This window comes from Methanoplanus endosymbiosus, from assembly GCF_024662215.1.
Classification (GTDB): domain Archaea; phylum Halobacteriota; class Methanomicrobia; order Methanomicrobiales; family Methanomicrobiaceae; genus Methanoplanus; species Methanoplanus endosymbiosus.
Genome location: NZ_CP096115.1, coordinates 657,698 through 678,799 on the forward strand (window position 1 = coordinate 657,698; position 21,102 = coordinate 678,799).

At 41.9% G+C, this 21,102-nt stretch carries 12 protein-coding genes; 6 read left to right on the forward strand and 6 right to left on the reverse strand.

What is annotated here, in order from left to right:
* The first annotated feature begins 3 nt into the window (after nucleotides 1-3).
* On the forward strand, nucleotides 4-312 hold the full coding sequence (locus L6E24_RS02760) for a gas vesicle protein K (RefSeq protein WP_257743195.1): 309 nt from the start codon (nucleotides 4-6) through the stop codon (nucleotides 310-312).
* Nucleotides 309-1,979, forward strand: coding sequence for a GvpL/GvpF family gas vesicle protein (locus L6E24_RS02765; protein ID WP_257743196.1), 1,671 nt, complete (start codon nucleotides 309-311; stop codon nucleotides 1,977-1,979). Before L6E24_RS02760 ends, L6E24_RS02765 begins: the two co-directional genes overlap by 4 nt.
* A gap of 19 nt (nucleotides 1,980-1,998) precedes the next feature.
* Here L6E24_RS02765 and L6E24_RS02770 read toward each other — a convergent pair whose 3' ends face one another.
* The 6 genes from L6E24_RS02770 to L6E24_RS02795 form a co-directional block, all read right to left on the reverse strand.
* Entirely contained in the window at nucleotides 1,999-3,201 is a 1,203-nt protein-coding gene (locus tag L6E24_RS02770) for a PAS domain-containing response regulator (protein WP_257743197.1), read from the reverse strand.
* A gap of 149 nt (nucleotides 3,202-3,350) precedes the next feature.
* Complete coding sequence (locus L6E24_RS02775; protein ID WP_257743198.1) at nucleotides 3,351-3,701, reverse strand: DUF1622 domain-containing protein; 351 nt, start codon at nucleotides 3,699-3,701, stop codon at nucleotides 3,351-3,353.
* A 222-nt stretch (nucleotides 3,702-3,923) separates the two neighbouring features.
* Entirely contained in the window at nucleotides 3,924-5,291 is a 1,368-nt protein-coding gene (locus tag L6E24_RS02780; protein ID WP_257743199.1) for an MBL fold metallo-hydrolase, read from the reverse strand.
* Between the two features lie 30 nt (nucleotides 5,292-5,321).
* A complete protein-coding gene (locus L6E24_RS02785; RefSeq protein ID WP_257743200.1) occupies nucleotides 5,322-7,124 on the reverse strand; it encodes an SLC13 family permease in 1,803 nt (600 codons plus the stop codon).
* A gap of 241 nt (nucleotides 7,125-7,365) precedes the next feature.
* Nucleotides 7,366-9,105, reverse strand: a complete 1,740-nt coding sequence (locus tag L6E24_RS02790) for a cache domain-containing protein (protein WP_257743201.1) — start codon at nucleotides 9,103-9,105, stop codon at nucleotides 7,366-7,368.
* A gap of 137 nt (nucleotides 9,106-9,242) precedes the next feature.
* Entirely contained in the window at nucleotides 9,243-14,180 is a 4,938-nt protein-coding gene (locus L6E24_RS02795) for a hypothetical protein (RefSeq protein ID WP_257743202.1), read from the reverse strand.
* Nucleotides 14,181-14,686: 506 nt separating this feature from the next.
* On the opposite strand from L6E24_RS02795, the gene L6E24_RS02800 reads away from it, so the two are divergent.
* The 4 genes from L6E24_RS02800 to L6E24_RS02815 are packed head-to-tail and all read left to right on the forward strand — an operon-like array spanning nucleotide 14,687 to nucleotide 21,099.
* Nucleotides 14,687-17,959, forward strand: coding sequence for a PEGA domain-containing protein (locus L6E24_RS02800; RefSeq protein WP_257743203.1), 3,273 nt, complete (start codon nucleotides 14,687-14,689; stop codon nucleotides 17,957-17,959).
* Between the two features lie 20 nt (nucleotides 17,960-17,979).
* The gene (locus tag L6E24_RS02805) at nucleotides 17,980-19,317 is read left to right on the forward strand and encodes a metallophosphoesterase family protein (RefSeq protein WP_257743204.1); all 1,338 of its coding nucleotides are present in this window, start codon (nucleotides 17,980-17,982) and stop codon (nucleotides 19,315-19,317) included.
* A 23-nt stretch (nucleotides 19,318-19,340) separates the two neighbouring features.
* Nucleotides 19,341-20,207: an argininosuccinate synthase gene (locus tag L6E24_RS02810; protein WP_257743205.1), complete on the forward strand. Its 867-nt coding sequence runs from the start codon at nucleotides 19,341-19,343 to the stop codon at nucleotides 20,205-20,207.
* A 4-nt stretch (nucleotides 20,208-20,211) separates the two neighbouring features.
* Entirely contained in the window at nucleotides 20,212-21,099 is an 888-nt protein-coding gene (locus tag L6E24_RS02815) for an argininosuccinate synthase (RefSeq protein ID WP_257743206.1), read from the forward strand.
* The last annotated feature ends 3 nt before the right edge of the window (nucleotides 21,100-21,102 follow it).

The following is a 21,102-nucleotide window of genomic DNA, read 5'->3' on the forward strand; positions in this document are numbered from 1 at the left end:
AAAATGGCCCTTGATATAGACGAAGATAATCTTAAATCAGGCATTCTGGGAATAGTTATAGCTGTAATTGAGATTGTACGTGACGCAATAAGGATTCAGGCTATCAGACGGATGGACTCAGGCAGACTGACTGACGATGAGATAGAACGTCTTGGACAGGCACTTATGGAACTTGATATTGCAATTGAAGAGATAAAAGTGGAGCATGATCTTACTGACACGGTTTCGGAGATTCGTAATGGTCTTGATGATCTTGTCGATGATCTGCTCAATCAGATATTAAATCCGGAAATTCCTGAGGAGATTAGATGAGAAATAATAATTCGGATGGCCGGCCAGGCGGCGATAATTGTCCTGATAATGAGACGCATAATAACAGCAGTAATTGTCCTGAAGATTATTCTGATAATTATGATTATTCAGCAGAAGGGAGAATGTTAAAAGAAATTATCTCCCGGACTGTCAGAGAAGAGATGCAGAAATCCTTTGATGAGATAAAAACTGAAATCATTGAGATCGTCCGGAAAGAATCAGCTGCTCAGCTCCGGGCATTAATACAGAAAACCTATTCATCAGCCGTAAATGAAGGTGAGAGGTCAAATCCGGAAAAGACTGAAAAATCTGAAGAAATAATAAAATCTGAAAAAATAAAAAAATCTGAAGAAATAGAAAAAATTGAAAAAAATAAGATAAAAGAGATCAATGAGAAATTTAATCGGGTACTGAATGCAGTGCATGAGACTGATGCACTGAAAGATATGAATTTTATCTCCAGAAGCGAGGATATCCCAGAAGATAATCCGGTCATCTTTTCGGGTATAAATTCAGTAAATAAATCAGACAATAAGGGCACTGACGGCAATATCAGCAGAAAAAATGAATATGTCTCAACAAATGATGATTTTAATAATAACATATATCTCACTGACAGCCGTGTAAACAGCAGTAAAGACGGGAATAAGGGTTTAAATCCGGAAATCGTATCAGATGATGAGAATATAAATGCTGATGATCATATAAAAACTGATGACGATATTACCGGACCTTATGACAAGAATATAAATGCCGAGAATATTACCAAATCTGATTCTGAAAATATAAATATTAATGACAGTACAGCCATCGACAATAACAACAACAATAACAACAACAATAACAACAACAATAACAACAATAATAATTATAATAGCAATAATAATGGAAATAATAATAAAGAAGCTCTGTACCTGTATGCAATAACCAACCGGCAGGATAATTTTAATCCTGGAAATATTGGCATTGAAGAAAGTTCAGTGTACACCATACCACTTGACAATCTCCCGCTTACAGCAATTGTGCATAAATGCAGTGAGGAACCTTACCAGAGTGACAATCAGGAAACTGTAACAAACTGGGTAAATACCCACCAGAATGTTATTGATAAGGCCATTGAGAGATATGAGACAGTACTGCCATTTGGATTTGACACAATTATATGTGGCACAGATCTTCAGTATTCTGAAGAAGTTCTGAAAGACTGGCTTGCAGATGAATATCATTCACTGAAGAAGAAACTGGATTTTTTAAGTGGAAAAAAAGAGTATGGAATCCAGATCTTCTGTACGCCTTCAGCCCTCACCGGCAACCCTGAAGATAATGAAGAGATTATGAAAATCAGAGAAGAGATTAAGAATAAAGGTGCCGGCGCTGAGTATATGTACAATAAAAAAATAGAGCAGATCAACGAGAAGATCCGGGGTGAAAAACTTGTTTCGCTCTCAGATGAATATACAGATAAAATAGAGAGTATCTCATCCGCAGTAAAGGTGGATAAATGCAGAAAATCAAACGATTCTGAAAAAATAATGCTGCTTAATCTCTCATGCCTGGCGGATGATAATGATTACAAAAAAATTGGGGACTTTTTAGAAGAGATCTCAAATAAAGATGGATACTTTGTCCGTTTCACAGGGCCGTGGCCCGCATATTCATTTGTCTGAAAATTTCCGGCAGACAAAATTATCTCTCATAACCTTTTTCTGCACTATAGACTTTCCTGTAGTTGACAACCGAAATTACATATCTAAACCCACAGTTTGTGTAAATACGGGCATGGACATCACACAGCAGTTTCTTTTTATCCTTTGAGACATGTATCATCTCAAAATCAGCCTCTCCATACTTCTCAATATTTTCACAAATCTCCGGCAGATCATAACGGCAGCATTCCTCATCAAGTCCACCAACAACCATTGAGAGAAGTTCTTCCCGTGAATATCCAAGAGCAGAGACTGCAACGTCATTGACTTCAATGATATCTGAAGGGCGGCTGTCATCACCCCACCTGTGAATAAAAATCGCTGAATTTACATTATTAAAGATAAACTGATATTTTTCCGTTAACAGAGCAAGATCATTAATCGTCTCCTTCATTTCAGTTACATCAGTAACTGTAATGACAGAACCTGCATAATACGGACATTTTTCTCCAAGTGGTGCAATTCTGACAATTACTTCTGCTCCCTTACCACCATAAGCAAAATTAAGTCGCTTATGTTCGCAGATAACATCCGATAACCCGGCAGGATTGTTTATAATACATTCTGTATCTGTTATGTGACCGGGAATAAGAGATAAAATCTCATTTAGAACTGAATTTTCAGAAGCCAGCAGTTCATATAATGATCTCCCCAGAACAATCGGTTTACTTATCCCGGATAACAATTCAATGTTTTTATTCCATGCACTGATACATTTATTTTCATCAATTACAAAGGAGGCTTCCGGAAGGCATTCAATTATCTCTCCAAACCTTCTGTTACTGTATTTTAATTCATTGACCGCTTTATTCTTAGAAACGCCTGTCAGAATAATATTTTTAAAAGCCTTTAATGTGGGAGAGGTCATACAACCCTTCTCAAGATAATAATCAGCACCGTTTTCAAGTGCCTCAAGCGCAATATCATCTCTTCCATGGCCTGTAAAGATATAGAATAACATATCCGGGTACTGAGATTTAACTTCCTTTAAAAATTCAATCCCATTCATTCCGGGCATAACATAATCTGAAATTATTGCATCGTAATTACCCGTATTTAATTTTTCAAGCCCTTCTTTTACTGAATAAGCGCTGTCAACAGAGAACCTTTCATCTCTTTCAAAATACTTCCTTAAGCTGAGTATTATATATTTTTGGTCATCAACCAGAAGAATACGTATCATTCAGATAAAACAATAATACAATATTATAATTTAAAAAAGTATCTATAATTCCGGAAATCAAAATTAAATTATGTCAAAAATGCAGGAGATAATGCTGCTGTCAGTCTCACAAAAATCATACAGACCACTCCATTTATATCACTGCCCAATTATCTCCCGGACTCTTCAATTCTGAATTCACGGGCCTCTTTTTCAAGGAAATATCCAAGAACAGTCCTGATTATAACAACTGCTGCAAGCATAATCAGTTCCTCCTGTGAAGGTGAGACTATCGTTGCAAGAATATCTGCCGCGATCAGAAATTCAAGCCCGAATACAATTTTTCCTGTCAGTTCCAGCCTAATCTGATTGTACAAATAGCTTTTTTTACCAAACTCATGCAGCAGAACCTTTCCGGTTGCAAGAATACCCCCGTATATTATCAGAAGTCCGCCCACAAACTCAAAGAAGTAAACCACAAGTAAAATCAGATCATAAAAGGGGCTAATATCCATAATCATTCTATTACCCGGAAGGGATATTATCTTTATTCCCTGAAAATGCTCCGGTTGTGAATCCGGCAAATCAGTCAGGGGCGATCTAAACCGGAAAAATCATGAAAAAAAGTAAAGATCCGGAAGAGCAGGAAAATTAAAAAAGATAACTGAATTATTCTCCGGAATCAGGATATTAAGCCGGAATTCCGGAGAAAAAAATAACTGTCACCGCTATCAATTTTCCCTTCAGACAGAAAATCCTGCCGACAGATAGCCTGTAAATCCACCCGCAGCATTATAAACCTCTGTAAAACCCCTCTGCTTCAGAAGACTGCATGCAAGGCTTGAGCGATGCCCCGTTCTGCACATGCAGATGACAGGTATCTCCGGATCAAATTCAGTAAATCTCTCCCTTACATCCATAGCCGGAACGTTTACAGCACCTAAGATATGCCCCTCAGAAAACTCTTCAGGTGACCTGACATCCATAAGAAGAAACCCATCTGAATTTATCTTCTCATCAACCTCATGTGCCGACAGCTGCGGGATATGTGCAGTATCAAATCCTGACATAGCCCAGGCATGAGTCCCGCCTTTAAGGTACCCAACAAGACCGTCAATACCAACCCGCCTGAGCATTACCACAGCTTCTTCTGCCTGCTTCTGATCATCACCAACAAGCAGAATATCCTTATCCGGCGGAATCACCCATCCGGCAAAGGTTGAGAAATTGCTGTCGATGTCAATATGATAACTGCCCGGAATATGCTGTCCGCCAAAACCGGCATAATCTCTGATGTCCAGAACAATGATATCGTCATCATCCATCAGTTCCTTAAAATCTTCGGGTACAAGAGAAGCAAGTTTTGGAAGCGAACTCAGAAGAGCCGGCCCTCTCCTGTTAATATCACTGCACCTGCTGAAATGATCAGGAGCAGGAGGCATATCCTCAGTCAGTGATCTGATAAATTTCTCCTTATCATCTATCCGGAGGGCCGGGTTGAACTTCTTCTCATAGCCAATTGTTGAAAGCCTCATCGCACCCATCGCCTTACCACAGAGTGATCCTGCACCGTGGGCAGGATATACTATACAGTGATCAGGTATTTTTTCAACGATATTGTGAAGATTGTCATAAAGCTGGCCTGCAAGCTCATCAGCCATTCCGGGAAATAGATCAGGCCTTCCGACATCCCCCACAAAGAGCGTATCTCCGGTGAATGCAACCACAGGTTCATCACTCCTGGACCTGTCAGAGACAAGATACAAAAGGCAGTCCGGGGTGTGCCCCGGAGTATCATGGACATAAAAATCCATATCCTCAATAGAAAAAGATGAACCCTCACCAACCGGAATATGCTCAAATTGACATTTACCGTTACCCGGAGCATAAATATCAGCGCCGGTGATGTCTGCAAGATCCATATGACCGGATACAAAGTCAGCATGGAGATGAGTTTCAAGAATATGGGTTATCTTAAGGCCCTCTTCCTCTGCCGCAGCAATATACCGGTCAACATCACGGCAGGGGTCTACTATTGCACATGCCCTTTTACCACCAATAAGATAGGAACTGTGGGCAATTTTTTCAATGAAAAACTGTTTTATGATCATAATTATCCCCTAAACTTATGAATGAGAATGTCACACGAATAATATATAAACCATACTGACAGCAACTGCCAGAAACAGTACAGTCATAATTCCACCAGCCCTGAGATAGTCGGAATTGTGATAGCCACCCGGATTCATCAGAAAAGCATTAACCTGATGTGTGGGGAGAATAAAGGAATTGGAAACACAGACTGCAACAAGCAGAGCAAGCCCCCTTGGATCAACTCCTGTCGAATTGCCGATAATAATTACCAGCGGAACAAGGAGAACGGTTGCAGCAACATTAGTCATAAACAGACTGAAAAAAGTGGCCAGAATTCCAATTGCGAAGAGCAGAACAATCACCGGACTGTCTCCAATAAGAACCATAAGATTTTCTGCAATATACGCAGCTGTACCCGTCTTATCCATTGCAATCCCAAGCGGAATCATGCCTGCAAGAAGAAAAACGATCTTCCAGTCCACTGCCCGGTATGCCTCATCGGGCGTAACAACTCCGGCCAGAAGCATTGCAACTGCCCCGGTAAAAAGAGACAGAGACAGAGACAATCCAGTAAATGAGAGCATAAGAGCGCCTAAAAAACATGACACTGCAATAAGGCCCTTATCCTTCCTGACAGACTTATTCTCAGGCTGCACAGAAGAGACAAAATCATGATCATGCCCTATGGCCTCAATTTTATCCCATGGCCCGTAAACAACAATAGTATCTCCGGTTTTCAGATATGTATTTGAAAATTTCTTTCTCCTCTCCTCGGTCTGAGAGAGTATAACAATAATTTCAAGCCCGTAAGTTTTCCGGAAGGCAATTTCCCTGATAGTCTTTCCGGCAACTGACGACCTCGGACGGATCATAATCTCTGCAAATCCGGCATTTATGTCCCCAATCTTCTCAGTCAGTCCTTTCTGATCTTCCGCCTTAAAAAGACCGTAATCAGAGGCAAACCGGTCTGATTCCTCCTCAAAACCAAGAAATGTGAGAATATCTCCGCCTGAAAAAACAGTATAACGCCAGGGTGCATACAATATATCCCTCCCGGTACTGACTGCAAGAAGATTGAGGGAATATTTACTCAGCAGATGAAGGTCCTCCCTTTTAAGTCCGATTATCCGGGAATTATCAGGAACAAAATAATGGTGCATACTACCCGGAAGATCCCAGGTCTCAATCAGTTCATTCTGGCCGCCATAAGTACTTTTACCGGCCTGAACTTCGGGAAGCACAAAATGACCGAGAATCAGAAAGTACAGTATTCCGGTCAGGAGAAGTGCCAGACCTACAGGAGTTACATCAAAAATACCAAAAGGCTCAAGATCGCCCTGAATAAGAAAATCATTGAGCAGTATCAGGGGAGATGACCCAACCATGGTAAGAGTGCCCCCAAGGATAGCCGCAAATCCCATAGGCATAATCAGGCGTGAAACTGAAATACGGGTCTTTGATGAAATTCTGAGAACTGCCGGAAGGAAGAGGGCAACAGAGCCGATATTCTGCATAAAGGCTGAGAGAAATCCTACTACAGAAGATATAATAGCAATTATTTTTTTCTCACCGACACCACCGGTTTCCACAATTTTATGAGCAAGAGCGAACATAATTCCGGTGCGTTCAATACCATGGCCAAGGATCATAATTGCAATAATTGTCAGCACTGCATTGCTGGCAAAACCTGAAAATGTGTCTGCCGGAGTTACAATCCCTAAAAGGCCAAGGGACAGCATGATTATCATTGCAGTTACATCAATTCTGAAGGCCTCGGTTACAAAAAGAATCACTGTAACTGCAAGTACTGCAAGGACTATCACAATTTCCGGAGTCAGAATTTCGGTCATGATAATTTAACTGCCTGAGTTAGAGGATAGATGTGAACAGAGATATAATTTATTGTATTTCTGAACCGGAAAATCCGGTGAAATAATGAATAACTTTCAGACAGACTGACAGGGAAATGAATATTCAGCCATCTGAAAATATGCAATATGGCAGATCATTATAATCCGCCACATCATTATAACCGACCATATTTCCGGCAGAGAAACTTCCGGAATTTAATTCGGACCAGCAGATCCATAATCATATGCTTTCAGTATAGGTCCCTGATCCGACAAACCAGTTCTCATCCACCGGAAGAACATAGCAGAGCTTAAATCTGCTCTCATTGTAATCAGGGTCCGGATACTGCACATAGACAAACCCGCCGCCGTTCTCTGCTTCAGTAATCTCAAGTTTCAGGACAGGCACACCATAGATATCAGTGAAATTGAGGCGGTTTGTCCCGATTAATTCCGGCTGATAAGGCAGTGCAAGCGTTGTGCCGTCTGTTTCATATGCAAATATATATGAGCCGCCTTCTGCGAATTTTCCGGAGATATTATTATATTCAGATATTACGGTCTCTTTATCATTATCCTGTGCATACTGCCTTGCAGACTTTACTCTCAGAACAAGTTTCTCAATATCATCTGCACTGAAATTCACAGGTATGTCCGGGACGTAAATTCCCGATCCGACAAACCAGTTCTCATCCACAGGTTCAGCATATGAGAGTTTCAGTTCCTTCCTGTAGTCATGTGACGGGTTTGTATAGACATAATATATATATCCCCCGCCGTCTTCCGCAAGATCAATCATACCATTGATGAAATCAGCACCGTTTGGATCAACAGATTCAGATCTGTCACTGCCTAAAAGGGCCTTCTGGAAAGGCAGTGCAATAACAGTCCCGTCCATCTCATAGGCAAAGATATACTTATCACCGTCTGTGAAAGAGCCGTTAATATCGTTGAATTCCGCAAGTGCCTCAACTTTTCCGGAATTACGGGCAAATTCAGCAGCACTGTGAACATATTCCCTGAGCACTTCATATTCTGCTGAAACACCGGCAGGCAGTGAGGTTACATCATCTGAAATAACAGATTTGCCACCATCTTTACTCCACGTTATAACAATTCTCCACTCAGTGCCGTCAATGCCTGCTGTATCCCACAGAGCATATTTCTCAACAGGATTTGCCCATTCCTTATCCCAGAACGAATATTTTCCTGTGCCATTCCGGTTATCAATAACCCCTCTGACAAACGCCTGAATATCATCACTCTGATATGATTCATCAGTTAAGAGATTCCGTCCGACCTCTTCAGGAGTAGTGTCATAAATCTCTGTCCCGTCAGTCTGCACAACCCATACATCAAAATCAGTGCTGTCAGTTACAGGTTTAATATATCTGCCGAGGAAATCCTGTGATTTATAGGTCATATCAACAGAACCGGGATATGATCCGTCTTTATCATAAACCGGATAACCCTGGGATAATGCATTAAAGCCCTCTTCCATCCGGAAAAAACTGCTCAGGTACGGTTTTCTGTCGTCCGGTGCCTGAGCCACAATCCCTTTTCTGCCGAGATCCATACCAACAAGATTTCTGTAATTGTCCGGATATGCGTTCACAACAATCCCATTTTCATCAAATACAAGTGAAGAGATCGAATACGGGTGTTTAACGAGATAATCTGAGATAACCTTCCCGGTTTCGGGTGAGGACGGCCCAAATGCAGCAACAGCATCTGCACCGGATTTCAGATCGCTTTTTACAGCTTCAAGCCCGGAATTTACACCGGATATTATCTCACTGAAGTTCTCCTTCATCGGCCCGTATTGATCCGGCATTTCATCTGGTATTGGTATTTCAGCCGGAATTTCTGTCTGCGGGTCCGCACCTGTGCTTTCATCTCCGCTGCCAGTGCCGGTGCATCCGGCAGACAACAGTAAAATAAGAAATATTCCGGAGATAAATAACCCCAAAACTTTATTCATATCCAAATATCATTCCGGCAGGCAAAATAATTATCTTACTGCGTCTGTTAAGACCATGACATAGGCCAATTGAGCAGTACAGAGATCATCAGCTATCCGGCAGATAAAGAAATAAATTACGCTTAAAAAATGAAAAATTAGAGGTATTCCAGTTTGCCTATGTAATACCAGGCAATCTTGGCTGCATCTCCGGTATCGACCTCTCCATTATCGTTGAAGTCCGCTTCCGGATATATTACAGTTGCTTTGCCTGCTATCATATATGCAACGTTGGAAACGTCACCAATATCCACATAACCATTTCTGTTAAAGTCGCCTCTCTGCCTTATTTTAAACGTACCGTCCATTCCATACATTTTATTATTCAGGAAGGACTGGTCGCTCCATTCAGCACTTACGACTTCAAAGAGACAGCTATATCCGGCTTTGAACAGTGAAGCTCTCACATTCAGATCAAAGATTGGTGATTCATCTTCAGAAGTCATGCCATCTTCATTGGTAACTGAAACAAAAACAATGCCATCAGTGAGATTTGCATAAAAGGATGAACCTGAGAAGACTGTACTGTTAAAGGTTACAGATTCAACGTCTGCAATTTCCGGATTCCACTTAATTCTGACACCAACTCCTGAAGCATTCACTAAATCCCTGACTGACACAGGAATTGTAACAGTGCCATTATTGTAGATGCAGGCATCCGGAATTATGATCTCCGGCATATCCTCAAATACTAGCTCAATTTCTGTAATATTGCCGATTGAATCTGTTTCGGTAATATTTTCTCCGGTGAGCTTTAATGGCCAGTTCCCGTCTGCCGGATCAATGAGCTGGTTGTTCATCTCATTTGCAATGATATAATTACTGCTTTTGATGGTGAGCCTGCTGTCAATTGTAACAGAATTTCCATCACTATCGGTAATTACAATATTATACCCTTCTGCTGCAAGCGTTTCGTTGTATGATTTGCCGGTGTGTGGATTGTCGTCATCAACAAATCCGCATAAAAGCCAGAGCGGCATTCCTGACCACTCATCTCCGCTGTTGTCAGTGAACTCTACCTTGTGTGATTCCTCACCCTGTGCCATTGTACAGCCGAGTGCTGCCTCAAAGTAACCCTTTGAGATTGTTGCATTAATTGCGCCATCAAGTTCAAGGTTCCATGTGGGGTCCGGCACAGTCTGAATTTCAATTCTGTTCAGATATTTGGCTGAAAGACCTGCACATGACGGCAGACCTGAGTTGTAATGCCAGTAATTTGCCGGGATTGTCTCAAACATATCATACTGTCCGAAGATGTGATCCTCTGTATCAAAGAATACCCTGAATCCATCTTCGTAATAAGGCATTGCACCTTTTTCATTGCCGTCTCCGGTATATCCATACCATGCAAGAACGGGTGTTCCGAGTGCAGGGACCTCTGACGGATCGTTGTAGATCACATCGTATGACAGTTTGCTTGTCCAGCCGTCTTTTGCTATGAAAGTAATCTCTGTGCCTTCGTTCATGCCTCCTGCAAGGCTGCATATATCCTTTATTGAAGTTCCCTTCATAGGTTCGGTGATCTTAAATCCTCCGGGATATGTCTCATTCTGATCCCAGGGGTCTGCCGGAGGGAAACACAGTCCTTCAAATTTGTATAATGTCTCCCCATCACCATGTACGGCAAACTGTTCAATAAGATCTGTGTAGTCAACGGATACATTTGCAACTTCAGTTACGTGATCTGCACCATACTTGACAATTGTTAGTTTTGGAATATCTGTTGGTTCTTCAAAGTCAGTCAGTTTGATCTTTGCAAGCTGACCTATACTGTAACTTGCTGAAGGAAGACCAGGGCCGACAACCCTTAACGGCCATGAACCATCCGGCGGAAGTTCAAGCGCCTGACCATTGCATTTGTTTGCAACGATTATTTTAACTGAATAATTATCCTTGCTTTCAAGAATAAGGCTGCTGTCAAGTTCTTTGGAATAGCCGTCAGATGCTGTGATTATAACCGTATAACCAGCTTCTGCAAGTCCACGGTTAAATCCGGAAGAACCGTGCGGTACCCTGTCATCAACCCATCCGCAGAAGTCATACAGCGGGACACCGCTCCAGACATTTTCATCAGCGTCTGTCCAGGTGGACTCATGGTGGCATGCAAGGCCCTGTTCAAAATATGTCTGTGTAATAACTGCACCAATCTTTCCTTCACAGGTAAGATTCCACGATCCGGCAACAGGTGGCTGAGGAATTAGCCCTACAAGATCAATGGTTGCAACCTGTCCGATTGCAGAACCTGAAAATCCGCCCTTCTCCTCACTCCAGAGTGGTGATCCAACAAGTCTTACAGGATATGCTGAATCATCTCCGGTATCAGGCAGTGGCTCTCCGTTGCATTCATCTGCAAGAATGTAGCTGTCATTTCTCGCAATGTCCGCACTTGCAAATTCTCTTGAGAAGCCATCTGATGCAATAATTTTAACAGTGTAGCCTTCTGCCGCCGCAGCATCACTGAATGTCCAGTGGTTTGTGCTTTCAATATTGTCAGATACTGCAACAATTACCCAGAGCGGAACACCAGACCATTCATTTCCGTCAGGATCTGTGTAAGTCTCTCTGTGGCAGCTGCCCTCTTCAAATTCCGCCTGTGAAATCTTATCGCTGATAACCCCATTTACTGAGATTGACCAGCCTTCAACAGGCTCAGGAAGTCCGATAAGTTCAACGGACACAATAGCTCCGATTAACTGGCCGGCACCAACGTCATCTCCAACCATCCTTAGAGGATAGCATGGCTTTTCTTTTTCTCCGATAGTCTGCGGCAGATCTGTTGAATTCAGAGAGTTTGCCATGATATAACCATCACATTCAGAGATGTCAGCGCTCTCAAAGTTGATTGAATATCCGTCTTCGGATGTTACTTTTATTGAATATCCCTCTGCTGCAAGTGCTGTATTGAATGTCTCAGGATCATTGTCATCAACAATTCCTACGATCTTATACAGCGGAAGTCCGCCCCAGAGGCCGTTGTCATCCGTAAATTCAGCTTCGCCATGAGATACAACTTTTGCTTCAAACTGACTTTTTGTAAGAGTAACATTACTCTTTCCGGCGAGGCTGAGGTCCCATACAGAAGGTTCTCCGGATGACACTTCAATTGCAACCTTTGCAACTGCTGTCTCTTCTGTTACATCATCTCCACCGTAGAGGAAGAGGACTTTGTCACCGTCTGAAAGTGGATAGATATTGAATCCTTCTGTTGCATAATTACCCCAGTCATCAAGCACTTTTCCGTTTACAGAGCAGATCCATGAACTTTCATGTTTGACAAAGAAGTACTCATTGATATCATTGAGAAGAAGAATACCTTTATCATCATAAGACTTGTCTGTGACATTGACTGCCAGACTTTCTTCACTGGCAACTGTCTGAAGTGCACCAAGAGGCGTTAATTCATTGACATCATAGCTGGTGCCCTCAATGGATTCAACCGAAACTGTGCCTTCACCAAGTGTGACAGTCCCGTCAAAGAGTGTATCACAACTGCTGCCGGAAGTAACCGTTATTGCAACCTTTGCAACTGCTGTCTCTTCTGTAACATCATCTCCGCCATAGAGGAAGAGGAGTTCATCGCCTACAGAGAGCGGACAGGTATTAAGACCTTCAGTTGCAGGATTGCTGTAGTCATCAAGGAGATTGCCATTCAGGTAGCAGACCCAGGAATCTCCGCCCTTGACATAGAGGTATTCATTAATATCGTTGAGAAGAAGAATGCCCATAGTTTCAAACTTCTTATCAGTGACATTTACTGAGATGCTTTCTTCAGATGCAACGGTAAAGAGTGCACCAAGTGGTGTTAATTCATTGACATCATAACTGTTGCCTTCAACGGATTCAATTGCAACCGTGCCTTCGCCAAGTGCGACACTGCCGTCAAAGATGGTATCGCAGCTGCTGCCGGAAGTAACCGTTATTGCAACCTTTGCAGTTGCTGTTGCCTCTGTAACACCATCCCCGCCGTAGAGGAAGAGGAGTTCATCGCCTACAGAGAGCGGACAGGTATTAAGACCTTCAGTTGCAGGATTGCTGTAGTCATCAAGGAGATTGCCATTCAGGTAGCAGACCCAGGAATCTCCGCCCTTGACATAGAGGTATTCATTAATATCGTTGAGAAGAAGAATGCCCATAGTTTCAAACTTCTTATCAGTGACATTTACTGAGATGCTTTCTTCAGATGCAACGGTAAAGAGTGCACCAAGTGGTGTTAATTCATTGACATCATAACTGTTGCCTTCAACGGATTCAATTGCAACCGTGCCTTCGCCAAGTGCGACACTGCCGTCAAAGATAACATCTGTAGTGGGTGCCGGTTCGTCTGTCAGAATTTTAATTGTGTTGATATTTTTAACACCAAGTCCTGTTGTTGCAGGTTTGCCGTCAAAATAGTGCCAGTACTTCTCATCAAGTGTGGCATTCATATCCTGATTGCCGAATATGTGTTCGCCCCACTCATTGACAGATGTATCAGCAAAGAATATATTTTTCATACCATCAGTGTAACCATCACCAGAGTAGCTTCCGTTCTTCCACCAGGCAAGAACTATCTTTCCCTGCCGGCTTTCCGGACTGTAAACATTATCATACCCTACCTTCTTGGAATAACCGTCAGATGCAACAAATACTATCTCATCTCCTTCGGATGCACCGCCTACAAGATCACAGAGGTCCTTTGTGTCGGTCCCTTTTACGTTTCCCATATCCTTTATCGGATAAGAGTTTACATCCTCACGGGGATTCCACATATTATATGGTTCACCGGGATGGACACCAGTCCATCCGTCTTCACCGTCTTCAAAGACAGGCCCCTGCATATAATAATGTGTTGTTCCGTCTCCCTGAACGTCGAGGTTATTCTCCATATAATCCACATCAACAGTCATCTCTTTGATAACTGATGTTCCGTCTGCGGCAATTTTTTTCACTGTCACCTGATCAGTGCCAGCCGCAGATGCCGGATTTACTGAAAAGATAAATAAAAGCAGAAGAACTGCAAATATCACACTTTTCCATTCTGGTCTCAAATTAGTCATAAATACTCCAGATTAACGAAATCAAATTAACTCAACATACCAATTCATTTCAATTAGATAACAGTGGTAATTTTAAAAATATTCTATAAAGAGTATTTGGAATAAAAAACAGAAAAAATATGACATAAATAAGAATTTAAAGCAACATATGTCATTTATTTCAGAAAAAACATGCAAAAATACGCCAATCAATACAGTAAAATTAATTAAATTAACCCGATTAAAATCAAAAACATAGCCAAAATAAATGAATAAATTATCAAATACACCGCAGGAATAGTTAAAAAACAAAATAACCACAATTAATCAATTAAATTAAAGTACAGTAAATTCCGGAGCGCATACTTATGCAAGAACATTTAACCATCAAGTAAAAGATGCCGCAGAGACAAGTAAACCGAGTTTAATTGATTAAATTGATTTTATTTACAAAATATATAACAGCACATTTATTAATTTTAAATCCAAAATTATTCAAATCCGAAAACCTCCGGAGAGTCTGAAATTTGAGTTATAAATCATTCACCCTGATCACAATAATATCATTAATTGTAATAAGTTCAGCCTCAGCAACAACAAATCTTGAGATAATAAAATACGCTGAAGACGGCAGCACAGTACTGGGCAAAGATTCGGCAGACTACAGTTGGATGGAGCAGAACCTTCCGGTAAAAGGTGACGGCAGAACACACTATTACCTCCAGGGACCTGTATTTGAGGCAAAATGGAGCGAAGTTCATCCCGATCTCCCATACGATATGTGGAATCCGCAGGAGGACATCAACTATGAAGGAAAAGATCTCGGTGCAGTAAAAGGGACATCACTGCGTGACATCTGCAACCTTGCCGGAGGAATGAACGAAGGAGACATTGTCAGAGTGCAGGCACAGGATGGATTTTATAAGAATTTTCCCTATGAAAATGTCTATTCACCAACGTCAGCACAGGGCGAGATAATAGTTGCATGGTACTCAGTCTTTGATGACGGACGCGGGGGTTATGTTCCGGCAGATTACAGCAGTGGCATGCGACTTGCATTTCTTGCCGATACATCAGTAAACCCGACAGGTGATCACGTATTCGGAGTAACGGATATGAAGGATTCCCTGCCGGACGAATACTGTCACTATTTCAACGGCCAGTATCCGGCAACCACCGGACTTTCAGTACAGGGAATATCTAAAATAATCATCTACAGTGATGATGAAGCACCGCCCGGAAAGATAACAGTCACAAGTGAACCAAAAGGGGCAGAGGTTTATCTCAATGATGAATATATGGGAAAAACGGACATTACCATAGAAGACCTTGATGACGGTGATTATGAAGTAACTGTAAAACTTGACGGGTATAAGACACCGGATCCAAAGAGTGCATCCGTTACACTGGCATCCGAAACAGTTCTTGAATTTGTACTGGAAGAGAACTTCTCCGGATACAGTGGGGACGAACTTAAGAGATTTAAAAAATCGGAAGTAAAAGGAAATCTTAACATCTGTTATTCTGAGAACCAGCCATATATTCTCAGTCAGGGAAAGACAAAAGAGATAACGCTCAATACCGGAATTTCAGACTACGAAAATGTCACATATTCAAGGCTGTGGGTCTATGCCGGAGATTCACATAACAGAAATGACAATTCCGGAGCAAAACCTGAAATCTCACTGACTGCCGGTGGCAAAAAGCTGATGGCAGAGGCAGAATATTATGACCGGAAGGATGACGGTGACCGGGAATATTCTGCAACTTTTGCATATACTCCTGATTTAAGCGGGATTAAAAATCCGGAGATAAAAATTGAGATCTCCAATGCAGGCACAGCGAATGAAGAGTTTACATTATACGGCATTGCACTATTAACTGAAGATAAATCAGGGAATGATACGACATTCTGGGAGGGATATGAGGGATGTGACATCATCTGGCCCGGATATGAAACAGGCGATGGTTCATATTATTCATATGCAGACACAGACAGCCCGGACAGCCGGATTTCAGAGGCGAAAGCCACCTGCATTGCAACCGGAATGAAAAACCCGTCCCCTGAAGATGTCTCGTTTGAATTTAACGGAGAAGAATGGTCTGAAATATTTACCGATGAGGACTACGGGCTTTTAAACCGGACTTTTGATGTATTTCTCTTTCTTGACGGGAGATCGGCTACAACCGGAATAAAAAGCAGCACCTCCTCGTCTGAAAAAGGGTATATTGAAGCCAGAAATCTGATATTTTCCGGAATAATAAATGAAGATATTTCTTCAACTTCAGAGCCTGATACAAATCTGACCACGACAGATAAAACAGAGCCGGAAGATGACACAGAAATTTTCAGTAAAGCCAATAAATCCGCTGATTTAACAGGAGATAACTATTCAAAGACCAATTCATCACAGCCCATATATCCGGATTACTGTGACAGATGTACCGGCTACAGAGAAGAGAAGAAAAGTCTTCTTGATGAAGTAATAGATCTCTTCTTCAGGTTATTTTCCGGAAGTGAACCTGACAATCCGGAATATGACTGTGATCTCTGCGTGGGTTTTAATGAAAGCCGGATCTATCAGGTAAATTCAACGCATATCCCGGAGAATGATACTGAAACTTATAATGAGAATATTTATGAAAATAAGATAATATCTGTTGAATCAGAGCCACAGGGCGCTCTCATTTACATTAATGGTACATATACCGGAAAAATAACGCCATACAGATATGAATCAGATAACATCTACAGCAAAACCCTCACATTAGAAAAAGAAGGGTTCAGAGCATATAATCTCCTGGTAAGTAGAGAAGATGAAACCATCAGGCCAGTACTTACACCTTCAGACAGTCACATATCTGAAAAATCACTGCATTCGGTGAAAAACGGAAACGAAACTGTTTCAGAGACCGGAAGTTTATATGTGAAAGGTTCTTCAGAAGACCTGATGGTATTCATAGACAACCGTAATACTTTCAAAAAAACCCCTGAAATAATCAGCGGGATAAAAACAGGAGTGCATACCATATACCTGAAATCATACGATGATTTCAGCGGCAGTTCAGACAGTTACGGAAGCAGAAAAATATATGTCTATGAAAACTGTATAACGCCGGTATTTATTCCTGACAGTGAAAAATACTCAGGGAAAGTTTCTTTTGTATCAGATGATTACAATGGTAAACCTGCAAGCGTAAACGGAATTTATCAGAGATACAGCATACCTTTTACATCAGACGAGATCTATTACGACAGAACATATCTCTGCATAGATGATGAAAATAAATATATTTCGTACTACATTCCGGCAGATTCCTATGTAGAAGGAAAATTTGTGATACCAGAATATGAAGGGAATTATTACAATGTTTTTTTTGACTCTGAACCACAGGGTGCAGACATATTTATAGACGGATTTGATACCGGATATCACACACCTTTTCAGATAGAGAATATCTCAGCCGGACATCATAAAGCTGTAATCTCAAAGCCGGGATATATTCCGGAAGAGAAGGAGTTTATGGTTCATGCCGGAGAAGAAGACCCATCTGCCGGAAGTTACCACTTCAGCATTGAGGAATATCCGTCAGGTTCAGTATTTGCAGACACTATCCCTTCCGGAGCAAAGGTTTACCTTAATGATGTAAACACAGGTGCAGTAACACCAGTGACCATTCCATATCTGAATATAGGAACTTACAAAATAAGGTTTATAAATGGTTCAGTACGATCAGGGCTTCTGGATATTACTGTTCTTCCGTTTGAAAAGACAGAAATTATTGAGGATATGCAATGATAAATCTCCGGTATTTCTGCATGAAAACAGCAGAAATTCTTATTCTGACATCTGCACTATTTCTTATAATATCGCCGTCCTGTGCACTGACAACCCACGAAGAGATACAGTGCGGAAACTATTTTTCAGGCGTTTTTATGACAGAAAAAGCAGAGGGAGTTATATCTGTCAGATGGGTCACTGAAGGTTATGATGATAATTTCAGTATAAGGTATCATTTCAGCAGAACAGAACCGGATGAAGATCAGACCTGCGGGCAGACTGACGAACAGACAGAAGAGCAAACAGACGGATATATTTTAAACAGCAGTATTAACAGGCAGAATATTTCCGGTCTGATGCTTTATTCAGCCGGAATTTTAACATATCCCGGATGCCGGGTTTCCGGGAGACTGCTGAGAGGAGAAGATCAGATACAGCCGTTCTCATTTAAAATTCCGGACAAAAATTCCGGGTTTGAATTTATAGTGCTCTCTGATCTGCATTCATCTCCGGATGATAACGTAACCGCCGGAACAAAAGCTCCGGTAAACTCAGTTATTAACTGTATCAGTTCATGTGAAGACCCTTCCTTTGCTGTAATATCCGGAGACCTCGTTGACGATGGATATATCCCGTTACAGTGGCAGGAATTTTTTATCCGGACATCTGCCCTGCTCAATACAACTGTGCTTTATACAACTCCCGGAAACCATGAGAAGAACAGCACATATTATTACGATCTCTTCGGCTATCCACAGTTTTATCAGGAAGAAATCGGAGGCAGCCGGTTTGTATTTCTTGACAGCAATGACAATGCAGCGGTACAGTTCCCGGCTCAGAAAGAACTTATAGATGATAATACCCATAATTCCGGTTCAGATGAAAGTACAGGTCTGAATTTCATCTTCTTCCATCATCCGCCGTACAGCAGTGACGGGAGGCATCCCGGCGGGTGGACAAATATCCGCAAAGCCTGGGGCGATTCGTTTGAAAATACCCCGGACACTGTAGTATTTTCGGGCCATGTCCATGCCTATGAGAGGTTTGAAATCAAAAATGCGACCTACATCACCTGCGGTACCGGAGGCGGGGAGCTGTATAATCTCGGCATATATCCGGATGATGAAGACAGTCCTGAAATGTCGGTTGAGAAGAGATATGGATATATGAAGGTAAAAGTTCCTCCGGGTGGCAGTTCTGCTGATATATCCTTCATCTCACCTGTAATATCAGGCGACAGCTCAACTGCTACAGGAGATTTAAAATATTCACCAGAAATTATTGATTATTCTGTAGCAGGCAACCATTATCCCAACAGCCGGTTTATGGAGAACATTATGAAAATTTCAGAAAAACTCCCATTTAAAGGGATTTAATCCACAGTATGAGGTTTAAAGATATGAAAATTAAGATGATCAATTATGAGAAGTACCGTCAGAATTCCGGCAGGAAATTCAGCAGTTTTCACCCCGGAATAATAGCGGTACTCTTTCTGATGGCTGTATTTATTATCCAGCCGGGATTTTGTGCAACAGAAGAGCTTACAATCTCCAGATTTGGTGCAGATGGCAGTCTCATTGACGAGAAGACCTATACCTACCAGTGGCTTGAAGAGAATCTGCCGGTTTACGGGGACGGTGTTACTCACTATTACATGCAGGGGCCGACCTTTGATGAAGCTGACGAGTGGAATCCCGCAGAGGATGTAAATGTTCTCAGCCGCGATATGGGCGCTGTAAAAGGCACTGACATCAAAGACATCTGTGATACTGTCGGGGGTATGACTCCGGGCGGGACAATTAAGATTTTATCAGATGACGGTTTCTCAAAAAAGCTGGATTATGATAATATATACAATCCAAAACCACGTCAGGGGCCGGTATGTGTCTGCTGGTACAATGGTGAGGAGTCATCTCCGGAAGCAAAGGCACAGGGTTCAGGTTACCCGCCGGAATTCTACTCAGGCATGAGGATTGTATTCTTTGCAGATGATTCAGTAAATCCCTGGGGTTATCATGTCTTTGGCAATGAAGATATGAGAGAGACCGTCAGTGAGGAGAATATGCACTATTTCAATGGTGAATGGCCCTCTTCAGGTGGTCTTTCAGTAAAATACGTTGAAAAACTTGAGATGTACGAACCGGAAATTCCGGCAGGGGATGAGACAAAAGAAGGGAGCACAGCAGACGACAATACAAAAACTCCCCTCTCAGTATTCTGTATAATTGCAGCGGTCTTTGCATGCTTTGCAGTACGGAGGATTTAAAGATATGAATGGGAAATTTGAGCAGAATAAATTATTAAGAATTATTGTTGGACTGTTAGCGGCAGGAATGCTTCTTTCCGGACTGGTAATGACGGCATCAGCTGAACCAACTACTGAGGTTACAGTATATGTCATAGATGAAAACGGCAGTTCAGTCTCAGAAAAGACTGTTGATTATGAATGGATGGAGGAGAACCTGCCGGTTTACGGGGACGGTGTGACGCATTACTTCCATCAGGGCCCTGTATTTTCGGATGACAGGGAGATACGCTGGGATTTAAACGAGACCGCCAATTTTAAGGATCGCGGTGCAGTCAGGGGAACAGCAGTACGGGATCTCTGCGACATGGCCGGAGGTATGCAGTCCGGAGATGATCTTATGATCAGTGCTTCAGACGGATACAATGTTGTCTTTGATTATGAAAATGTTTATGAGGCAACTGAAAGACAGGGAGAGATCGTCCTCTGCTGGTATAATGGTGAAGAGGCTGCCAAAGGAGAGAGGCAGGGCACAGGATATCCTCCTGACTACTATAACGGCATGAGATTAATTTTCTTTGCTGACAATTCCACCAATGAAGAAGGGCTTCATGTATTCGGAAATACCGACATGAGGGTTAGTTTTCCCGAAGAGAGGATACATCTCTTTGACAATCTGTACCCATCGACCGGCGGATACAATGTGAAATGGGTTGACAGTATTACAGTATTTAAGGGCGGATATGAAGGCGGATACGAAGTGCCTTCAAAGTCTCTTGCAGCAGAAAAATCTATGAATACTTCAGCTGAAGTTCCGGCTGAAAAATCAGGGTCAGGATTTATTCTTCTCTCAGTTCTTATCTCACTTGGAGTTGCAGCATTTGCGGCTATGTCCGGTAAGGAGAGGAAGTGATTG

Excerpts from the sequence above, each read along its gene's own strand:
- L6E24_RS02775 (WP_257743198.1), bottom strand. The coding sequence starts at position 3,701 with ATGATTATGGATATTAGCCCCTTTTATGATCTGATTTTACTTGTGGTT.
- L6E24_RS02770 (WP_257743197.1), bottom strand. The coding sequence starts at position 3,201 with ATGATACGTATTCTTCTGGTTGATGACCAAAAATATATAATACTCAGC.
- L6E24_RS02795 (WP_257743202.1), bottom strand. The coding sequence starts at position 14,180 with ATGACTAATTTGAGACCAGAATGGAAAAGTGTGATATTTGCAGTTCTT.
- L6E24_RS02790 (WP_257743201.1), bottom strand. The coding sequence starts at position 9,105 with ATGAATAAAGTTTTGGGGTTATTTATCTCCGGAATATTTCTTATTTTA.
- L6E24_RS02785 (WP_257743200.1), bottom strand. The coding sequence starts at position 7,124 with ATGACCGAAATTCTGACTCCGGAAATTGTGATAGTCCTTGCAGTACTT.
- L6E24_RS02805 (WP_257743204.1), top strand. The coding sequence starts at position 17,980 with ATGAAAACAGCAGAAATTCTTATTCTGACATCTGCACTATTTCTTATA.
- L6E24_RS02810 (WP_257743205.1), top strand. The coding sequence starts at position 19,341 with ATGAAAATTAAGATGATCAATTATGAGAAGTACCGTCAGAATTCCGGC.
- L6E24_RS02815 (WP_257743206.1), top strand. The coding sequence starts at position 20,212 with ATGAATGGGAAATTTGAGCAGAATAAATTATTAAGAATTATTGTTGGA.
- L6E24_RS02780 (WP_257743199.1), bottom strand. The coding sequence starts at position 5,291 with ATGATCATAAAACAGTTTTTCATTGAAAAAATTGCCCACAGTTCCTAT.
- L6E24_RS02760 (WP_257743195.1), top strand. The coding sequence starts at position 4 with ATGGCCCTTGATATAGACGAAGATAATCTTAAATCAGGCATTCTGGGA.
- L6E24_RS02765 (WP_257743196.1), top strand. The coding sequence starts at position 309 with ATGAGAAATAATAATTCGGATGGCCGGCCAGGCGGCGATAATTGTCCT.